Annotated in this window: 13 protein-coding genes and 1 pseudogene; 8 read left to right on the top strand and 6 right to left on the bottom strand. The window is 70.7% G+C overall.

The window, feature by feature from the left end; translation table 11 throughout:
- A pseudogene (locus NIE79_RS09645) lies at positions 1-351 on the bottom strand (hypothetical protein); the annotation flags it as partial.
- Between the two features lie 600 nt (positions 352-951).
- Between NIE79_RS09645 and NIE79_RS09640 the strand changes: the two are divergent.
- Entirely contained in the window at positions 952-2,724 is a 1,773-nt protein-coding gene (locus NIE79_RS09640; RefSeq protein WP_238678199.1) for a glycoside hydrolase family 6 protein, read from the top strand.
- A 125-nt stretch (positions 2,725-2,849) separates the two neighbouring features.
- Here the strand turns inward: NIE79_RS09640 and NIE79_RS09635 are convergent, their stop codons facing one another.
- From NIE79_RS09635 to NIE79_RS09615, 5 genes are all read right to left on the bottom strand, one after another.
- A complete protein-coding gene (locus NIE79_RS09635; RefSeq protein WP_091405768.1) occupies positions 2,850-3,236 on the bottom strand; it encodes a hypothetical protein in 387 nt (128 codons plus the stop codon).
- Between the two features lie 121 nt (positions 3,237-3,357).
- On the bottom strand, positions 3,358-3,666 hold the full coding sequence (locus tag NIE79_RS09630; protein WP_238678198.1) for a hypothetical protein: 309 nt from the start codon (positions 3,664-3,666) through the stop codon (positions 3,358-3,360).
- 16 nt (positions 3,667-3,682) lie between these two features.
- Entirely contained in the window at positions 3,683-5,341 is a 1,659-nt protein-coding gene (locus tag NIE79_RS09625; protein ID WP_238678197.1) for a sodium:solute symporter family protein, read from the bottom strand.
- 197 nt (positions 5,342-5,538) lie between these two features.
- Positions 5,539-6,564, bottom strand: a complete 1,026-nt coding sequence (locus tag NIE79_RS09620) for a hypothetical protein (RefSeq protein WP_238678196.1) — start codon at positions 6,562-6,564, stop codon at positions 5,539-5,541.
- 11 nt (positions 6,565-6,575) lie between these two features.
- Positions 6,576-7,169 (bottom strand): hypothetical protein, encoded by a 594-nt coding sequence (locus tag NIE79_RS09615; RefSeq protein ID WP_238678213.1) that lies wholly within the window; start codon positions 7,167-7,169, stop codon positions 6,576-6,578.
- Positions 7,170-7,457: 288 nt separating this feature from the next.
- On the opposite strand from NIE79_RS09615, the gene NIE79_RS09610 reads away from it, so the two are divergent.
- From NIE79_RS09610 to NIE79_RS09580, 7 genes are all read left to right on the top strand, one after another.
- Positions 7,458-9,824 carry a sensor histidine kinase gene (locus NIE79_RS09610; protein ID WP_238678195.1) on the top strand — a complete coding sequence of 789 codons (2,367 nt, stop codon included), beginning with the start codon at positions 7,458-7,460 and terminating at the stop codon, positions 9,822-9,824.
- Positions 9,824-10,246, top strand: coding sequence for a roadblock/LC7 domain-containing protein (locus NIE79_RS09605; RefSeq protein WP_112584065.1), 423 nt, complete (start codon positions 9,824-9,826; stop codon positions 10,244-10,246). The genes NIE79_RS09610 and NIE79_RS09605 overlap by 1 nt, the downstream gene beginning before the upstream one ends.
- Positions 10,236-10,625: a DUF742 domain-containing protein gene (locus NIE79_RS09600; protein WP_238678194.1), complete on the top strand. Its 390-nt coding sequence runs from the start codon at positions 10,236-10,238 to the stop codon at positions 10,623-10,625. Before NIE79_RS09605 ends, NIE79_RS09600 begins: the two co-directional genes overlap by 11 nt.
- Positions 10,606-11,208, top strand: a complete 603-nt coding sequence (locus tag NIE79_RS09595) for a GTP-binding protein (protein ID WP_238678193.1) — start codon at positions 10,606-10,608, stop codon at positions 11,206-11,208. Before NIE79_RS09600 ends, NIE79_RS09595 begins: the two co-directional genes overlap by 20 nt.
- 87 nt (positions 11,209-11,295) lie before the next feature.
- A complete protein-coding gene (locus NIE79_RS09590) occupies positions 11,296-12,333 on the top strand; it encodes a lactonase family protein (protein WP_238678192.1) in 1,038 nt (345 codons plus the stop codon).
- 157 nt (positions 12,334-12,490) lie between these two features.
- Positions 12,491-14,248 carry a substrate-binding domain-containing protein gene (locus tag NIE79_RS09585; RefSeq protein WP_238678191.1) on the top strand — a complete coding sequence of 586 codons (1,758 nt, stop codon included), beginning with the start codon at positions 12,491-12,493 and terminating at the stop codon, positions 14,246-14,248.
- 216 nt (positions 14,249-14,464) lie between these two features.
- The gene (locus tag NIE79_RS09580) at positions 14,465-15,946 is read left to right on the top strand and encodes a sugar transferase (protein WP_372471434.1); all 1,482 of its coding nucleotides are present in this window, start codon (positions 14,465-14,467) and stop codon (positions 15,944-15,946) included.
- Position 15,947: the final 1 nt, after the last annotated feature.

The following is a 15,947-nucleotide window of genomic DNA, read 5'->3' as shown; positions in this document are numbered from 1 at the left end:
CTTGCCCTTGTCGTCCTTGCCCTCGTGGTCCTTGCCGTTCTCGTCCTTGCCGTTGTCGTGGTCGGAGGAGTTCTCCTCCTCGCTCCACTCGCGGTCCTCGCCCCGGTCTTCATGCGCCGGCTTGAGCTTGACCTTGCCGGTGACCTTGGACCACACGTACGCGTGCTCCTGCCGATCCGGGCAGATCTCGAGGAGCTTGACCTCGTCGCCAGCCTTGACAACGTGCGGCTTGGCGTAGACCTTGCCGTCGTCGTGGCCGTCGGCGAACGCGATCCCCGGTGCGAACACCAGGAGCGACGCGCCGCCGAGCGCGGCGCCCGCAACGACCTTCCCGAGCATCTTCTTAGCCATGACCTGCGTCACTCCATCCCTGTTGTCCTGAGCTCGGCGACAACCGAGCTAAGACCGACGTTAGACCGTTTCATGACTTATGAAGTGAAAGATTCGCGTTTTACCTTTGATCCAAGTAAGAGGTGAAGGGGTGGTACGCGGCTTTCGCTGCGCTGAGCGTCGTGTCAGGCGTCCCGGGGCCCTGTGGGTGTGCCACGGTGTTCCAGGCTTCCCGTGCCCGGCCTGCCCCGCTCATCCGGTAGCGGTGGGTCCGAGCGGCGCGTGCCGGTCGGGCGCAGTCGGAGGTATCGTCCGAAACGGCTCCGGCAACACATCGAGCCATTGCCATGGAAGCGCTCCCATGTAAGAATCGGCGAACGCGGTTCAGAGAGCCACACCGTGCAGGCAGGGGAGTCGAGGGCACCCGGTTTCACCGGGCGACGCACCCGCCGCCGATCGACCGGCCGACGCATCGGCCGGGCACCACCACCACCATCGCCCGTCCGGGTCGGGCGCCCCCCAAAGAATCCCGTGGTGCCGACGGCCGTCCGTGCAGGACGCCCATCGGGCCGTCCCGCCGGGCCGTACGTTGGCCCGGTCTCGCCCAAGGAGATCAGTGGCATGAATGTGTGGAGAAGGCTAACCGGCCCACGCCGGGCCCTCGCGCTCGTCGGCGCGGGCGCCTTGGTCGCCGGTGGGCTCGTAACGATTCCGGTCACCGCGGCGCAGGCCGCGACGCAGTGCGACATCGCGTACACGAGCAACGACTGGCCCGGCGGTTTCACCGCGAGCGTCACCATCAAGAACGTCGGCGATCCGCTGAACGGCTGGACGCTGGGCTGGACCTTCGCCAACTCCAGCCAGCGGGTGCAGCAGGGCTGGTCGGCCACGTTCACCCAGTCCGGCAGCCAGGTCACCGCCCGGAGCCTGTCCTACAACGGCACCCTGGCCACCGGCGCGTCGACGAGCATCGGCTTCAACGGCGCGTGGAGCGGCAGCAACCCGAAGCCCACCTCGTTCACCCTGAACGGCGTGGTCTGCAACGGCGGCACCACCCCGCCGACCACCCCGCCGACCGACCCGCCGACGGACCCGCCGACCGACCCGCCGACGGATCCGCCCACCAACCCGCCCGGCACCAAGGTCGACAACCCGTACGCCGGGGTGCGCGGCTACGTGAACCCGGAGTGGAAGGCCAAGGCGGACGCCGAGGCCGGCGGAAGCCGCGTCTCCAACAACCCCACCGCCGTCTGGCTGGACCGGATCGCCGCGATCAACGGCACGCCGGACAGCAGCTCCAACGGCGCCTTCGGCGTGAAGGAGCACCTGGACGAGGCGCTGCGCCAGGGTGCCGGCTACATCCAGTTCGTGATCTACAACCTGCCCGGCCGGGACTGCTCGGCGCTCGCCTCCAACGGTGAGCTGGGCCCGGACGAGCTGCCGAAGTACAAGGCCCAGTACATCGACCCGATCGCCGCCATCCAGGGCCAGTCGAAGTACAGCAGCCTGCGGATCGTCAACATCATCGAGATCGACTCGCTGCCGAACCTGGTCACCAACACCTCCGATCAGGCCGGCGGCACTGTCATGTGCGACACGGTCAAGGCCAACGGCGCCTACGTCAACGGTGTCGGCTACGCCCTCGCCAAGCTGGGCGCGATCGGCAACGTCTACAACTACATCGACGCCGGCCACCACGGCTGGCTCGGCTGGGACTCCAACTTCGTCCCGACCTCCAACATCCTGAAGACCGCCGCGGTCGCCTCCGGCAGCACTGTCAACAACGTGCACGGATTCATCACCAACACCGCGAACTACTCGGCGCTGCAGGAGCCGTACTTCAAGGTCACCGACAACGTGAACGGCCAGACGGTGCGGCAGTCCAAGTGGGTCGACTGGAACTTCTACGTCGACGAGCTGTCGTTCGCCCAGGCGTTCCGCAACCAGCTGGTCTCGGTCGGCTTCAACTCCAACATCGGCATGCTGATCGACACCTCCCGTAACGGCTGGGGCGGCTCCGCCCGGCCCACCGGTCCGGGCGCCACGACCAGCGTCGACACGTACGTCAACGGGGGTCGCATCGACCGTCGGGCCCACCTCGGCAACTGGTGCAACCAGGCTGGTGCCGGTCTCGGTGAGCGGCCCCGGGCCACCCCGGCGACGGGCATCGACGCCTACGTCTGGGTGAAGCCGCCGGGTGAGTCGGACGGCTCCAGCAAGGAGATCCCGAACAACGAGGGCAAGGGCTTCGACCGGATGTGCGACCCGACGTACGGCGGCAACGCCCGCAACGGCAACAACCCGTCCGGGGCGCTTGCCAACGCACCGATCTCCGGTGCCTGGTTCTCCGCCCAGTTCCAGGAGCTCATGCGCAACGCCTACCCGGCGCTCTGATCGGGTAGCTCACGCACCAACCCGCTGCCAGTGGTTGGTGAGGCACTGTTGGCAGCAGGTTCCCCCCGGGTCCCCGGCTCGACCGTCACAGGTCGGGCCGGGGACCCCCCTTGGGCGTGAGTCGATCAGGGCACTGTGCGTTCGATGGCCGCCCGGCCCTGCTCGGCCAGGTCCCGGCGGGCCTTCTCCAGGTTCTCCGGGGTCAGGTCCTGCCCGCGGGCCATCACCAGGTCCTCCGGCTCCCAGGGCTGTTCGCCCCCGGTACGGATGTTGTCCCCGCCAGCGCCGGTGCCCGTTCCGGTCGCGCCGGTGCCGGCGGCGTACGGGTCGCCGATCAGCTCGTCGGTGTCCGGCGCCAGGTCGTCCGGTCGGCTGCGGGGCTCGGCGAAGCCCGGTGTGTCCCGGTCCGGGCCACCTCCGGTCCGCAGTTGCGGCACGGTGGCGTCATCGTCCACCGCCGAGGCCACCTCGGGGCTGTCCTCCAGCGGCGGTTGGCGATCGCGATCGGTCATGGTGCTGCCTCCTGTGTCCGACACGGTGCCTGATTTCCCCCACGTACCCCTTCGTGCCGCGCTCATGCCGCACGGCCCGGCGGGTGAGCCGGGCCGTGCTCGTGCCGTGCGGTCAGGCGGGTCAGGCGTCGGGCTGACGCTCGTTCGGGTCCGGCGCTTCCGCTGGGCGCAGCCACTGCCAGAGCAGCATGAGCAGACCGAACACGAGCATCGCCAGCCCCGCCCACAGGTTGATCCGTACGCCCTCGGCCTTGTCGATCTCGGCCCGGCTGTCGAAGATGCCGATCAGCGTCACGATGACCCCGTACGCGACGAAGAGGCCACCGATCACCCGGCGGATGTCGAACAGCCGGGCCGCCGCGGAACGACGCTGCTCCGCCTGCGCCTCGTCGATCAGTGGGTCCTGTGCCGGCTGGCCATCGTTGCTCATCTGCCGACCCCTTTCCTTAGAAGACCGGGATGTAGAAGAGGGCGGCCAGCGCGACCGCGATCAGACCGAGCAGCACCGGGGAGCGGTACCAGGCGGCGTCCCCGGCGAGTACGTCACCCTTCAGGTCGACGCCGCCCATGCCGTACACCAACCCGCGCAGTTCCTCGTCGCGCTTGGGTGCGGTGAGCGGCGTGACGATCACGGCGACCACCACCGCCGTGACGAACGCCAGACCAGCACCCCAGAAGCTCTCCTCCAGGTCCGAGTTGAAATCGACCACACCGCCCTTGTAGAGCAGGTAGAGGCTCAGCGACACCAGGGTGCCCAGCAGCAGCGACCAGAAGCCGGCCAGGGCGCTCATCCGCTTCCAGAACATGCCGATGATGAAGGTGGCGAACAGCGGCGCGTTGAAGACGGAGAAGAGCGCCTGGATGTAGTTCATGATGTTGCTGAACCCGGCCGCGATGAACGCGGTGCCGATCCCGATCACCACCGCGGCGACAGTCGCCCACCGGCCGACCCGCAGATAGTGCTCGTCCGACCGGTCCCGGCGGATGTACGCCTGCCAGATGTCGTAGGTGAAGACGGTGTTGAAGCCGCTCACGTTGGCCGCCATGCCGGCCATGAACGAGGCGAGCAGGCCGGTGACCGCCACCCCGAGCACGCCGTTGGGGAGCAGGTCGCGCATCAGCAGCGGGATGGCGTTGTTGTACTGCAGGTCGCCGCTCTCCGCGCCGAGGCCCTTCACAGTGACCAGGGCCACCAGGCCGGGGATGACAGTGACCAGGGGGATGAACAGCTTCGGGTACGCGGCGATGATCGGCGTACGCCGGGCGGCGCTCATGTTCTTCGCCGAGAGGGCCCGCTGCACCTCGGCGAAGTTCGTCGTCCAGTAACCGAACGACAGCACGAAACCGAGGCCGAAGACGATGCCGATCCAGTGCGCGCCCAGCGGGTTGGCGGTACTGCCGGTGTCCTGCCAGGCGTGCAGGCCGGCCTCGCCGAGCTTGGTATCGCCGACCGCGTCCATCAGGCCGTTCCACCCGCCGACCTTGACCAGGCCGATCACGGTGACCGGGATGAGGCCGGCCAGGATGACGAAGAACTGGAGCACCTCGTTGTAGATCGCCCCGGACAGGCCACCGATGGTGATGTAAGCCAGCACGATCGCCGCGCCGACCACGATCGCCGTCCAGAGCGGCCAGCCGAGCAGCGCCTGCATGACGAGGGCCAGCGCGTACAGGTTCACGCCGGCGATCAGCACCTGGGCGACGGCGAAGCTGATCGCGTTCAGCAGGTGGGTGGGGCGGTTGAACCGCAGCCGCAGGTACTCCGGCACGCTGCGGACCTTGGAGCCGTAGTAGAAGGGCATCATCACGATGCCCAAGAAGACCATCGCCGGGACCGCGCCGATCCAGTAGTAGTGGACCGTCATCACGCCGTACTGGGCCCCGTTGGCGGCCATTCCGATGATCTCCAGCGCGCCCAGGTTCGCTGAGACGAAGGCGAGACCGGTCACCCAGGCCGGCAGGGAGCGGCCGGAGAGGAAGAAGTCGACGCTGGTCCGGATGGCCCGGCGCGCGGCGAAGCCGACCCCCAGGACGGTGACGAAGTACAGCGCCAGGATCAGGTAGTCCAGGCCGTTCATGTTGAGCCGAAGACCGTCGCCGTCCATCCCGTCACCCCTCGTCCCGACGTCCGCGCTGGTTGGTGCGCGCGCGCCCTACTACCCCGTCTGCGCGGTTTCACTCCCGGAGGTCGGCACCGTCGTGTTCGGGCCCTGTCGGGCGGTCTGGCGGGCTTGGCGACTGTCGGCACGCAAGATGGCGCCCCGGCCGAAGCGGCCGGGGCGCCAGGTGGTGTTCGGGTGACTCAGCGACCGAGTACGCGGTCCAGGAAGTCCCGGTAGTTGCGGACCGCCATCCGCAGTTGCTCGGTGTCGGCCGAGCCGGCGTCCTGCCACCCGCCCAGCGTGCTCTTCTGAGCGGCCAGCGCCGAGGAGAGGGCCTGGATGGCCTCCTCCACCAGTGACTGCGCCTCACCGGCAGCAGCCTGCGGGTCGTCGACGAAACGCAGCTGCACGTCCCGCCAGCGGTCCCGGAAGCCCTGCGCGGTGTCAGTGTCGAGGAGCGTGGCCGGCTCGGCCGCGACTGTCGACCCGGCGGACCGGGCCGTTCCGGCGGACTCCAGCGTGGGGCTGGTGTCGTCGCCGGGGACCGGTTCGCCGTCCGCGTCGGGGTCGACCATCTCCGGTGTCGCGCTGCCGTAGCCGGCTGCGCCCGCCGCGGCGGCATCCCGGTCGCCGGTCAGATCGCCGCGCCGCTCGGGGTCGCCGTCCGTACTCCCCGGCGGGACCACGGTCCGCGCGGAGGTGTCCGCGTCGGTGCTGTCGTCGAAGTCCGCGCTGTCGTCGACGTCCGTGTCGCGACGGTGCAGCTCGGCGGTGGGGTCGGCGCGCAGACCCTCCCGCTCGCCGTCCTCGGCGCCGTCGCCCGGCTGGGCGGTCCGCTCGGCCCGGGGGTCCGGCTGGTCCTGCGGGTGCGGGCTGGCCAGCGCGGAGGCGGCCACCGCGTCGGCCACAGTGGTGGCGCCGAACGTCGTCGGCAGCGGCCCCGGCTCGTGGAAACCGCCCTCGTCGCTGGACCGGTCGTCGCGCCGGTGGCGCGGGTCGGTGTCGTCGGTCAGGTCGTCATCGGCCGTGTCGTACGCGGCGTCCCGGTCGATGTCGTCGGCCCGCTCGTGGACGGCGGTCTGGTCGTCGAAGGTGCCCCGGTCGTCGAGGGCGTCCTCCGGGACGTCGGAACGGCCGGCCCGGTCGTCGGCCGGGGGTACCGGCACGGGCGCGGACCGGACGGCCTCGGGGTGGTCGTTGCTCACCTGCTGCTCTTCCTGGCGCATCGGTGGCCTCCTCAGCGGCTCGTGGAGTCGTGGTCCGGGTGGTGGCGCTGTTCGGGCGTGTGGTGGCCGACCGGCTCTTCGCCCAGCAGGTCGGCGAAGAGTGCGCGGTAGTGCACGACCGCCTGCCGCAGCTCCTCGGTGTTGGCCTCGCCCCGGGAGTTGCGCAGGTGGATCTCGTGCGCGTCCCGGTAGTTGGTCAACGTGCGGGCGTGCTCGACGGAGAGGTGGGCGATCTGGTCGGAGAAGTCACCGGTCGGGTAGCCCTGCTCCTCGATGAGCCGGGTGACCAGTTCGTCTGCGTCGCCCACGGTCTCGCCGGGGGAGTCGATGAAGCGGACCTGGAGTTCCTCCCAGGCGGCGGCGTACCGGGCCCGGGACTCCGGGCTGAGTGGGGTGAGCGTGAGCTCGGCATGCCGGCGTTCCCGGTCGCGCAGTTCGCGCTCGGCGGCGGACCGGCTGTCCTGTTCCGCCACCACCCGGTCGTACTCCGGCCCGAACCGGTTGCGCAGGGCCCGGCGGTTGTTGAGCGAGCGGGCGGCAACGGCCAGCACCGCGACGATCACCAGCACGACGAGCACGATGACGACTATCTGCGTGGGCGACATGGGCTCCTCCTTCGTCATCTGCTATTCCCTCCGCGCAGTGATCGCCAATCCCGATCCGAGACACTTTCCTGACGAGGGCCGCAACTACTCACCGGCCAAGACCTGATTCATCCCAGAAGAGGCGCTTGGGTGGGTGGCGACACGGGCGGTAGTGAAACAGCCTCCGATTACGTATCCTGCCCAAGGCGCCCGCGCCGGTGCCCGGCGACGCGGCCGGGTGCGCAGCCGGCAGGCGCGGTGCCCGGCGGTGCCGGCACCCTTCCTGCCACCCTGTACGGGCGAGGTCTGATGAAAACCCGCGACTGGCCGATCCGCTCGAAGCTGACCGCGTTGGTCGTCGCGCCGGTGACCGCGCTGCTGGCGCTGTGGATCTTCGCGACCACGCTGACCTTCGGTCCCGCCCTGAACCTGCTCTCCGCCCGCACCCTGTTGTACGACCTGGGTCGCCCCGGCGAGACAGTGGTCACCGAGCTGCAACGGGAACGCCGACTCTCGGTGGTGCAGCTCGCCGGCACCACCGAGCTGCCCGCCCTCGCCGAGCAGCGCGGGCGCACCGACCGGGCGGTCGCCGAGCTGCGCCGCCGGGTGGACGGGGAGCCGCTGCGCGACGCTGCGGACGAACTGCTGGAAACCCGGGTCGACCAGCTGGTCAACGCCCTGGCGGCGCTGCCCAGCGGACGAAAGTTCATCGACGACCGCAAGGTGGACCGGGCCGGCGCGATCGGCCTGTACAGCGGCATGGTCGCGGCGGCCTTCCAGGCGTTCGCCGGCATGGCGACACTGACCGACCCGGACATCAACCGGCAGGCACTGGCGCTCACCGCACTGGGTCGCTCCCGGGAACTGCTCGGCCAGAGCGACGCGCTGCTGGCCGGCGCGCTGACCGCCGGACGGTTCGCCGAGGGGGAGCACACCCAGCTCGTACAGGCCATCGGCAACCAACGGTGGCTCACCGAGAGCGCCGTGGCCGACCTGCCCGAGAGCAGCAGGGTCGCGTACCAACTGTTGACCGAGGGCGAGGCGTTCACCCGGCTGCGCAGCATGCAGGACGCGCTGGTCGTACCCAACCGGTCCGGCCGGCCGACCGTCGACGCGGCGGCCTGGCAGGCCAGCCAGGACGCGGTGCAGCAGCAGTTGCGGGACTTCGAACTGTCCGAGGCCGACGCGCTCACCGACCGTTCGGTGCCGATGGCGGTCCGCATCCTGGTGCGGCTGGCCGCCGCCGGCGTGCTCGGGCTCGTCGCAGTGGTGGTCTCGGTGCTGGTGGCGCTGCGGGTCGGCCGCACCCTGGTCCGGCGGCTCAGTGGCGTCCGCACCGCCGCGCTGGAGCTGGCCGAGCACCGGCTGCCCGACGTGGTCGCCCGGCTGCGCCGTGGCGAGCAGGTCGACGTCGCCCGGGAGGCGCCGCCGCTGGAGTACGGCAACGACGAGATCGGCGAGGTCGGGCGCGCCTTCACCGAGGTGCAGCGCACGGCCGTCCAGGCCGCTGTGGACGAGGTCACCCTGCGTCGCGGGCTCAACGAGGTCTTCCTCAACATCGCCCGGCGAAGCCAGAGCCTGGTGCACCGTCAGCTGCACCTGCTGGACCGGATGGAGCGGCGTAGCGAGGACCCGGACGAACTGGCCGAACTGTTCCAGGTCGACCACCTGGCCACCCGACTGCGTCGGCACGCCGAGGATCTGGTCATCCTCGCCGGCTCCGCGCCCGGCCGGGGTTGGCGGAACCCGGTCGCGATGGTCGACCTCATCCGCGGCGCGATCTCCGAGGTCGAGGCGTACGAACGGGTGGACGTCAAGGCCATGCAGCCGGCCGGCGTGCTGGGGCGGGCGGTCGGCGACATCATCCACCTGCTCGCCGAGCTGGTCGAGAACGCCACAGCCTTCTCCCCGCCGGACACCCGGGTCACCGTCACCGGGGCGCAGGTGGCCAACGGGTACGCCCTGGAGATCACCGATCAGGGGCTGGGCATGTCCGACGCGGCGCTGGAGACCGCCAACACCCGGCTGGCCAGCTCGCCCGAGTTCGATCCGGCGCAGAGCGCCCGACTCGGCCTGTTCGTGGTGGCCCGGCTGGCGGCCCGGCACGGCGTGCGGGTGCGGTTGCGTCCCTCCGGGGAGGGTGGCGTGACCGCCGTGGTGCTGGTCCCCGGCGACCTGGTCACCACCGAGCCGCCGGCCGGCCCCGACCCCGCCACGCTCGGTGCCGCGTCGGCCGACCCGAGCCGACGGCTGGCTCGGACGGCGCGCCGGGGCACAGTGACCCGCCCTCGTACCCGCCCGCCGACGGCTCCGTCCGCCAGCACAGCCCCACCCGCCCCGCCCACCGGAGCGCCGACTTCGACCATCCCGCCCGCCAACGGGCGCGACGAGGGGGCGGCAACCCCCGACGAGCCGGACGATGAGCTGGATGGCCTGCCCCGTCGGGTGCGTCGTCGTACGCCCGCCGCCCAGCCCCGGTCGACAGTCACCGACACGCCGTCGCCCCGCTCGCCGGAGGAGGTCCGCCAGGTGATGGCGGCGCTCCAGGCCGGCACGGCGCGCGGACGCGCCACCGCCATCACCCCGACGGCGCCAACCGGTCCGGCGGCCCCGGCGGCCCCCACCGACCCGCCGACGACCCCCGAACCCCCGACCGCGACTGAGAGGGACGCCTAGTGCGGCATTCGACGAAGCAGAGCGCCGGCCTCGACTGGTTGCTCGACGAGCTGGTGCAACGGGTACCAGCCGCCCGCGAGGCGGTGGTGCTCTCCGCCGACGGCCTGCTGCTCGGCTGTTCGGCCGAGCTGGAGCGCTCCGACGCCGAGCACCTCTGCGCGCTCGCTGCCGGCTTCTCCAGCCTGGCCCGAGGCGCCAGCCGACACGTGGACGGCGGCCCGGTCCGACAGACAGTTGTGGAGATGGAGGCGGCGTACCTCTTCGTCACCGCCGCCGGGCAGGGCGCCTGCCTGGCCGTGGTGAGCGACGCCGACGCGGACATCGGGCTGGTCGCGTACGAGATGGCGATGCTGGTGATCCGGGTGGGGGAGAGCCTGGCCGCGCCGGCCCGATCGGCAGCGGGTGCCGGAGATGCGGACTGAGCCGCCCGGGCCGCAGCACGAGTGGCTGGATGGTGACGCTGGCCCGGTGATGCGCCCCTACACGCTCACCGGGGGCCGGGTACGCTCCGCCGTCGACAATTTCAACCTGGTCGCGTTCGTGTTGGCCGGTTCGGATGTCGATGTGACACGCCATTCGCATCTGCTGCCGGAGCACCGACGGCTGGTCGCATCTGCCCACCGGCCGGTGTCCGTGGCCGAACTGGCAGCCGAGCTGGACCTCGCGGTCGGCGTGGTCCGGGTACTGCTCGGTGATCTCCTCGCCGAGGGCCTGGTAGCGGTGCACGAACCGCCGGCCGCCGGCATCCTTCCCGACGACGACATCCTCAAGGCGGTGGTCAGTGGACTCCGTGCGCTATGACCAGGTGGGCACCAGCACCACCATCCCGCTGGCACTGAAGATCCTCATCGCGGGAGGCTTCGGGGCTGGCAAGACGACCTTGGTGAGCGCCCTGAGCGAGGTCCGTCCGTTGCAGACCGAGGAGGTGCTCACCGGCGCCGGGATCGGCACCGACGACCTCTCCGGCGTGGAGGGCAAGTCCACCACCACAGTGGCGATGGACTTCGGCCGGATCACCATCAACGACGACCTTCAGGTCTACCTTTTCGGCACGCCGGGTCAGGACCGGTTCTGGTTCCTCTGGGACGAGCTGGCCTTCGGCGCGCTCGGCGCGGTGGTGCTCGCCGACACCCGGCGGTTGGCCGACTGCTTCCCCTCCATCGACTACTTCGAGCAGCGCGGCATCCCGTTCGTGGTGGGCGTCAACTGTTTCGACGACTCCCGCCGGTTCAACCTGGAGACCGTACGCCGGGCCCTCGACCTGGACCCGGACGTGCCGATGGTGCTCTGCGACGCCCGGGACCGGCAGTCCGGAAAGATGGTGTTGATCTCTCTGGTGGAGCACGTCGCCCGACAGCGCGGTGAGCCGGTGCCGGCGGCCTGAGATCCCGGCCGGAAAGCGGGTTAACGGGCGGGCAACGCGGGCAGCCTCTGGTTGGATCAACGGAGGATGCCGGCGGAGGAGTGGGGCGTGAGCGGTCAGGGTGAGGTCGTCCACATCGGGGGTTACACCGCGCAGAGTGGCGGGCGGGGCAGCGGCATCGTCGCCGCGCGTCGCGACCCGACGACCGGGGCGCTGACGCCGCTCGGCACCGTGGCGGTCACCCCGTCCCCCTCGTTCCTGGCGCGGCACCCCACCCAGCCGGTGCTCTACGCGGTCAACGAGCTGACCGACGGCGAGATCAGCGCCTGGCAGGTCGGGGCGGACGGCGCGCTGGACCCGCTCGGCAGCCGGTCGACCGGCGGCGCGGAGCCCTGCCACCTGGCGGTGCTGCCTGGCGGCGGGCACCTGCTGGCGGCCAACTACGGCAGTGGCAGCATCGCGGTCTTTCCGCTCGACCCGCAGGGCGTGCCCGGCGAGCGCACCGACCTGGTGGTGCACGAGGGGCACGGCCCCGACCCGGAGCGCCAGGACCACGCCCACGCCCACATGGTCTCGCCGGGGGCGGGCCGGGGGCCGATCTTCGGCGTGGATCTCGGCACCGACTCGGTCTACCGGTACGACCTGGACGAGGCGACCGGACGACTGGTGCCGCGGGCGCCCCGGATGCGTACCAAGCCCGGCACCGGCCCCCGGCACCTGGCCCGGCACCCGGACGGACGGCGCTGCTACCTCGTCGGTGAGCTGGACGCCTCGGTCACCGCCTACGAGCTGACCGACGACGGCGCGTTGCACCAGCGCGGGCGGGTCGAGGCGAGCGAGCGGGCCGGTCACGTCCAACCGTCGGAGGTCACTGTCACCCCGGACGGCCGGTTCCTCTACGTCGCCAACCGTGGGGTGGGGACCGTGGCGGTCTTCACACTTGCCGGGGAGTTGCCTGAGCTGGTGGCCGAAGTGGACACCGGCGGCGAGTGGCCTCGCCACTTCGCCCTCATCGGTGAGCACCTCTATGTCGCCGACGAGCGGGCGGACATGGTGCGGGTGTTCCGGCGCGACGCCGACACGGGCGTCCCGGAGGCGGTCGGCGAGCCGGTGCCGGTGCCGAGCCCGACATGCGTGCTGGCCTGAACGATGATTTAGAGACGTGAGTGCGGCACTGATTCGGCAACGCCACGGGGCTGCTGCGTCACTCTGTGTCGCGAAAAAGTGGTCAACTGTTTCTCCTCCGTAACTTTAGTCCGAACGGATGTGGCAGAGACGGCACCTAGTACGCAAGATGGTCACCGTGTCAGCAGGCCGCCATCGCATGCGTTCGAAACTCCACCTAGCCGCCGCCGCCGCAACGGCGGGGGTGCTCGTCGTGACGACGGGCGCGTGGTTCGGCTACCAGGAGTTGGTCCAGCCCAGCTGCTCGGGGGAGATCCGACTCGCCGTGGCGGTCGCATCCGAACTCGCGCCGGCGGTGGACGCCGCCGCGTCCCAGTGGGTCAAGGATGGCGCCGCGGTAGGCCCGACCTGCATCCGCGTCGACGTGTCCGCGTCCGACCCGGTCGACGTGGCGGCAGTGGTGGCGGCCAAGCACGGCGCTGTGTTGGCCGGCGTGGGGCAGGCCAGTGGCACCGCCGTCAGCCCTGACGTCTGGGTGCCCGACTCCTCGACCTGGCTGCTGCGGTTGAAGAAGGACGCGACAGCGTTCGCGCCGACAAACGGTCAGTCCATCGCGCGCAGCCCGATCGTCGTCGCGATGCCTGAGCCGATCGCCACGCGGCTGGGCTGGCCGGACAAGAAGTTCAACTGGACCGACCTGCTCAAGCAGGTCAACAACACCAGCGCGCCGCTGCGGACCGGGATCGTCGAGCCGACCCGCGACGCGGCGGGCCTGTCCGGTCTGCTCTCGCTGACCGCGGCCGCCAACGGCGCCGGCGGCGACGCCCAGCGCAACACCGTCGGCGCGCTCCGCGCACTGGCCACCGGGCGCTCCTCGCTCCGCAACGACCTGCTGGCCCGCTTCCCCACGGCCAACGACTCGACGTCCATCGCCAGTGGTCTCGGCGCGGCGGCCCTGTCCGAAGAAGACGTGATCGCGTACAACAGCAAGAAGCCGCCGGTGCCGCTCGCCGCGCTCTACATGGAGCCGGCGCCGATGCCGCTGGACTACCCGTACGCGGTGCTGCCCGGCATCGAGCCGAGCAAGGCGTCGGCCGCCAAGGTGCTGTTCGAGCTGCTCACCAGCCCGACCTTCCGTAACCGGCTCGCCGCGCAGTCGCTGCGCGCGCCGGACGGCAACTGGGGTGAGGGCTTCAAGGCGCCGCAGGGTGCTCCGAGCCCGTCCGGCGGCGCGCCCACCGCACCAGCGAACGGCGGCACCGCGGCGGGTGGCCTCGACCCGGCCGCCATCCAGCGGGTCGTCTCCAGCTGGTCGATCGCCACCCAGTCCGGTCGGATGCTGGCCGTCATCGACGTCTCCGGCTCGATGAAGGATCCGGTGCCCAGCGCCAACAACCGCAGCCGGGAAGAGGTCACCGTCGACGCGGCCCGCCGTGGCCTCGGCCTGTTCGACGACTCCTGGTCGATCGGCCTGTGGACCTTCTCCACCAGGCTCGTCGGCAACCGGGACTACCGGGAGCTGGTCCCGATCGGGCCGCTGTCCGGCCAGCGGGCCCAGTTGGAGGGCGCGCTCGCCACCGTCAAGCCTTCCAGCGGTGACACCGGCCTCTACGACACCATGCTGGCCGCGTACCAGGCCGTGCAGGAGAACTGGCAGCCCGGCCGGGTCAATTCGATCGTGCTGTTCACCGACGGCAAGAACGAGGACGACAACGGCCTCAACCAGCAGCAGCTGCTCGCCAAGCTCAAGCAGGTCGCCGACCCGGAGCGGCCGGTCCAGGTCATCATGATCGGTATCGGCGAGGGCGTCAGCAAGGCAGAGCTGGAGTCGATCACCAAGGTGACAGGTGGCGACGTCTTCGTCACCAAGGACCCGAGCGAGATCGGCAGCATCTTCCTCAGCGCCATCGCGCGGCGCCCGCCAGCACCGCGCTGATCCGACGCTCAGACGTCCAGGGGCCTGCCGTACCGTCGATTCGGTGTGGCGGGCCCCTTTTCGGCCACCAGGTTGTTGAAGAAAAGTGACGGCAATACGTCGGAAGCAATCGGCAGTCATAGTTGTCAAGGCAGGATGTCGACTGTTCCGGCATAGTCGGTCCGCCTCCGGTCCGACCCGTCGGCCGGGGCCATCCTGTACAGAGTGGGAGGGCCGGTGAGCGTGGCGACACTGTTGACCCCCGCCACGTCGGCGGAGCCGGATGGTCGACGCGCCGGGTTGGTGGCGCGCGCCGACGAACGGTCCTACGTCCGGGTCTTGGTGGTGCTGGACACCACCATCCTCATCATCGCGCTGTTGATCGGGTACGTCGCCCGTTTCGGTGACGACGAGCCGAGCGGCTCGGAGATCCCGTACGTGCTGGTCGCCCCCGGGTTGGTGCTGGCCTGGCTGATCTCGCTCAAGGCGCTCGGCTGCTACGACGACCGGGTGATCGGCTACGGGGCGGACGAGTACCGGCGGGTCAGCTCCGCCAGCCTGCGCCTGGCCGGCGCGATCGCGATCATCGGCTACATCGCCGACGTCGGCGTCTCCCGGGGCTTCCTGGGAATCTCCTTCGCGGTCGGCACCGTCGGGCTGGAGGTGGCGCGGTTCGCCGCCCGCAAGCGGCTGCACCGGGCCCGCTCGCTGGGCGCCGGCTGGTCCCGCAAGGTGCTGGTGGTCGGCGACACCGCCCACGTGTTGGAGTTGGTCCACACGCTGCGCCGCGAGCCGTACGCCGGCTACCAGGTGGTGGGTGCCTGCATCCCGGACGCGCTGCTCGCGCCGGTGGCGCAGCGGCTGGGTGACGTGCCGGTGGTGGGGTCGTTCCGGGGCATCCCGGAGGCCGCCACCGCGATCGGTGCCGACACGGTCGCGGTGACCGCCTCCGGTGAGCTGACCGCGACCCGGCTGCGCCGCCTCGGCTGGCAGTTGGAGGGGACCGGCATCGACCTGGTCGTGGCACCCGCGCTGACCGACGTCGCCGGCCCGCGCATCCACACCCGCCCGGTCGCCGGCCTGCCGCTGATCCACGTCGAGGCGCCCGAGTTCCGCGGGGTCCGCAAGCTGGTGAAGGGTCTCGTCGACAGGTCCGTCTCGTCGCTGGCGCTGGCGGTGCTGCTGCCGCTGATCGCGTTCATCGCGCTGGCCATCAAACTGGACAGCCGGGGCCCGGTGCTGTTCCGGCAGGTCCGGGTCGGCCGGGGCGGGCAGGAGTTCGGGGTGTTCAAGTTCCGCACCATGGTGGTGAACGCGGACGCGTTGCTCGCCGAACTGACCGCCCGCAACGAGACCGACGGCCTCATGTTCAAGATGCGCCACGACCCCCGGGTGACCCGCGTCGGCCGGCTGCTGCGCAAATGGTCACTGGACGAGTTGCCGCAGCTGGTCAACGTGCTGCTGGGCCAGATGAGCCTGGTCGGGCCCCGCCCGCCGCTGCCCTCGGAGGTGGCCCGCTACGACGGCGACGTTGCCCGACGGCTGCTCGTCAAGCCCGGCATGACCGGCCTGTGGCAGGTCAGTGGCCGCTCCGACCTGAGCTGGGAGGACGGCATCCGGCTCGACCTCTACTACGTGGAGAACTGGTCCCTCGCCGCCGACCTCACCATTCTCTGGAAGACCTTCGGCGCGGTGCTGAACGGCCGCGGCGCGTACTGAC

Source organism: Micromonospora trifolii (genome assembly GCF_022229005.1).
GTDB lineage: Bacteria > Actinomycetota > Actinomycetes > Mycobacteriales > Micromonosporaceae > Micromonospora > Micromonospora trifolii.
The sequence above is the reverse complement of the archived record's forward strand: the minus strand, read 5'-3'. Positions and strand labels throughout refer to the sequence as shown.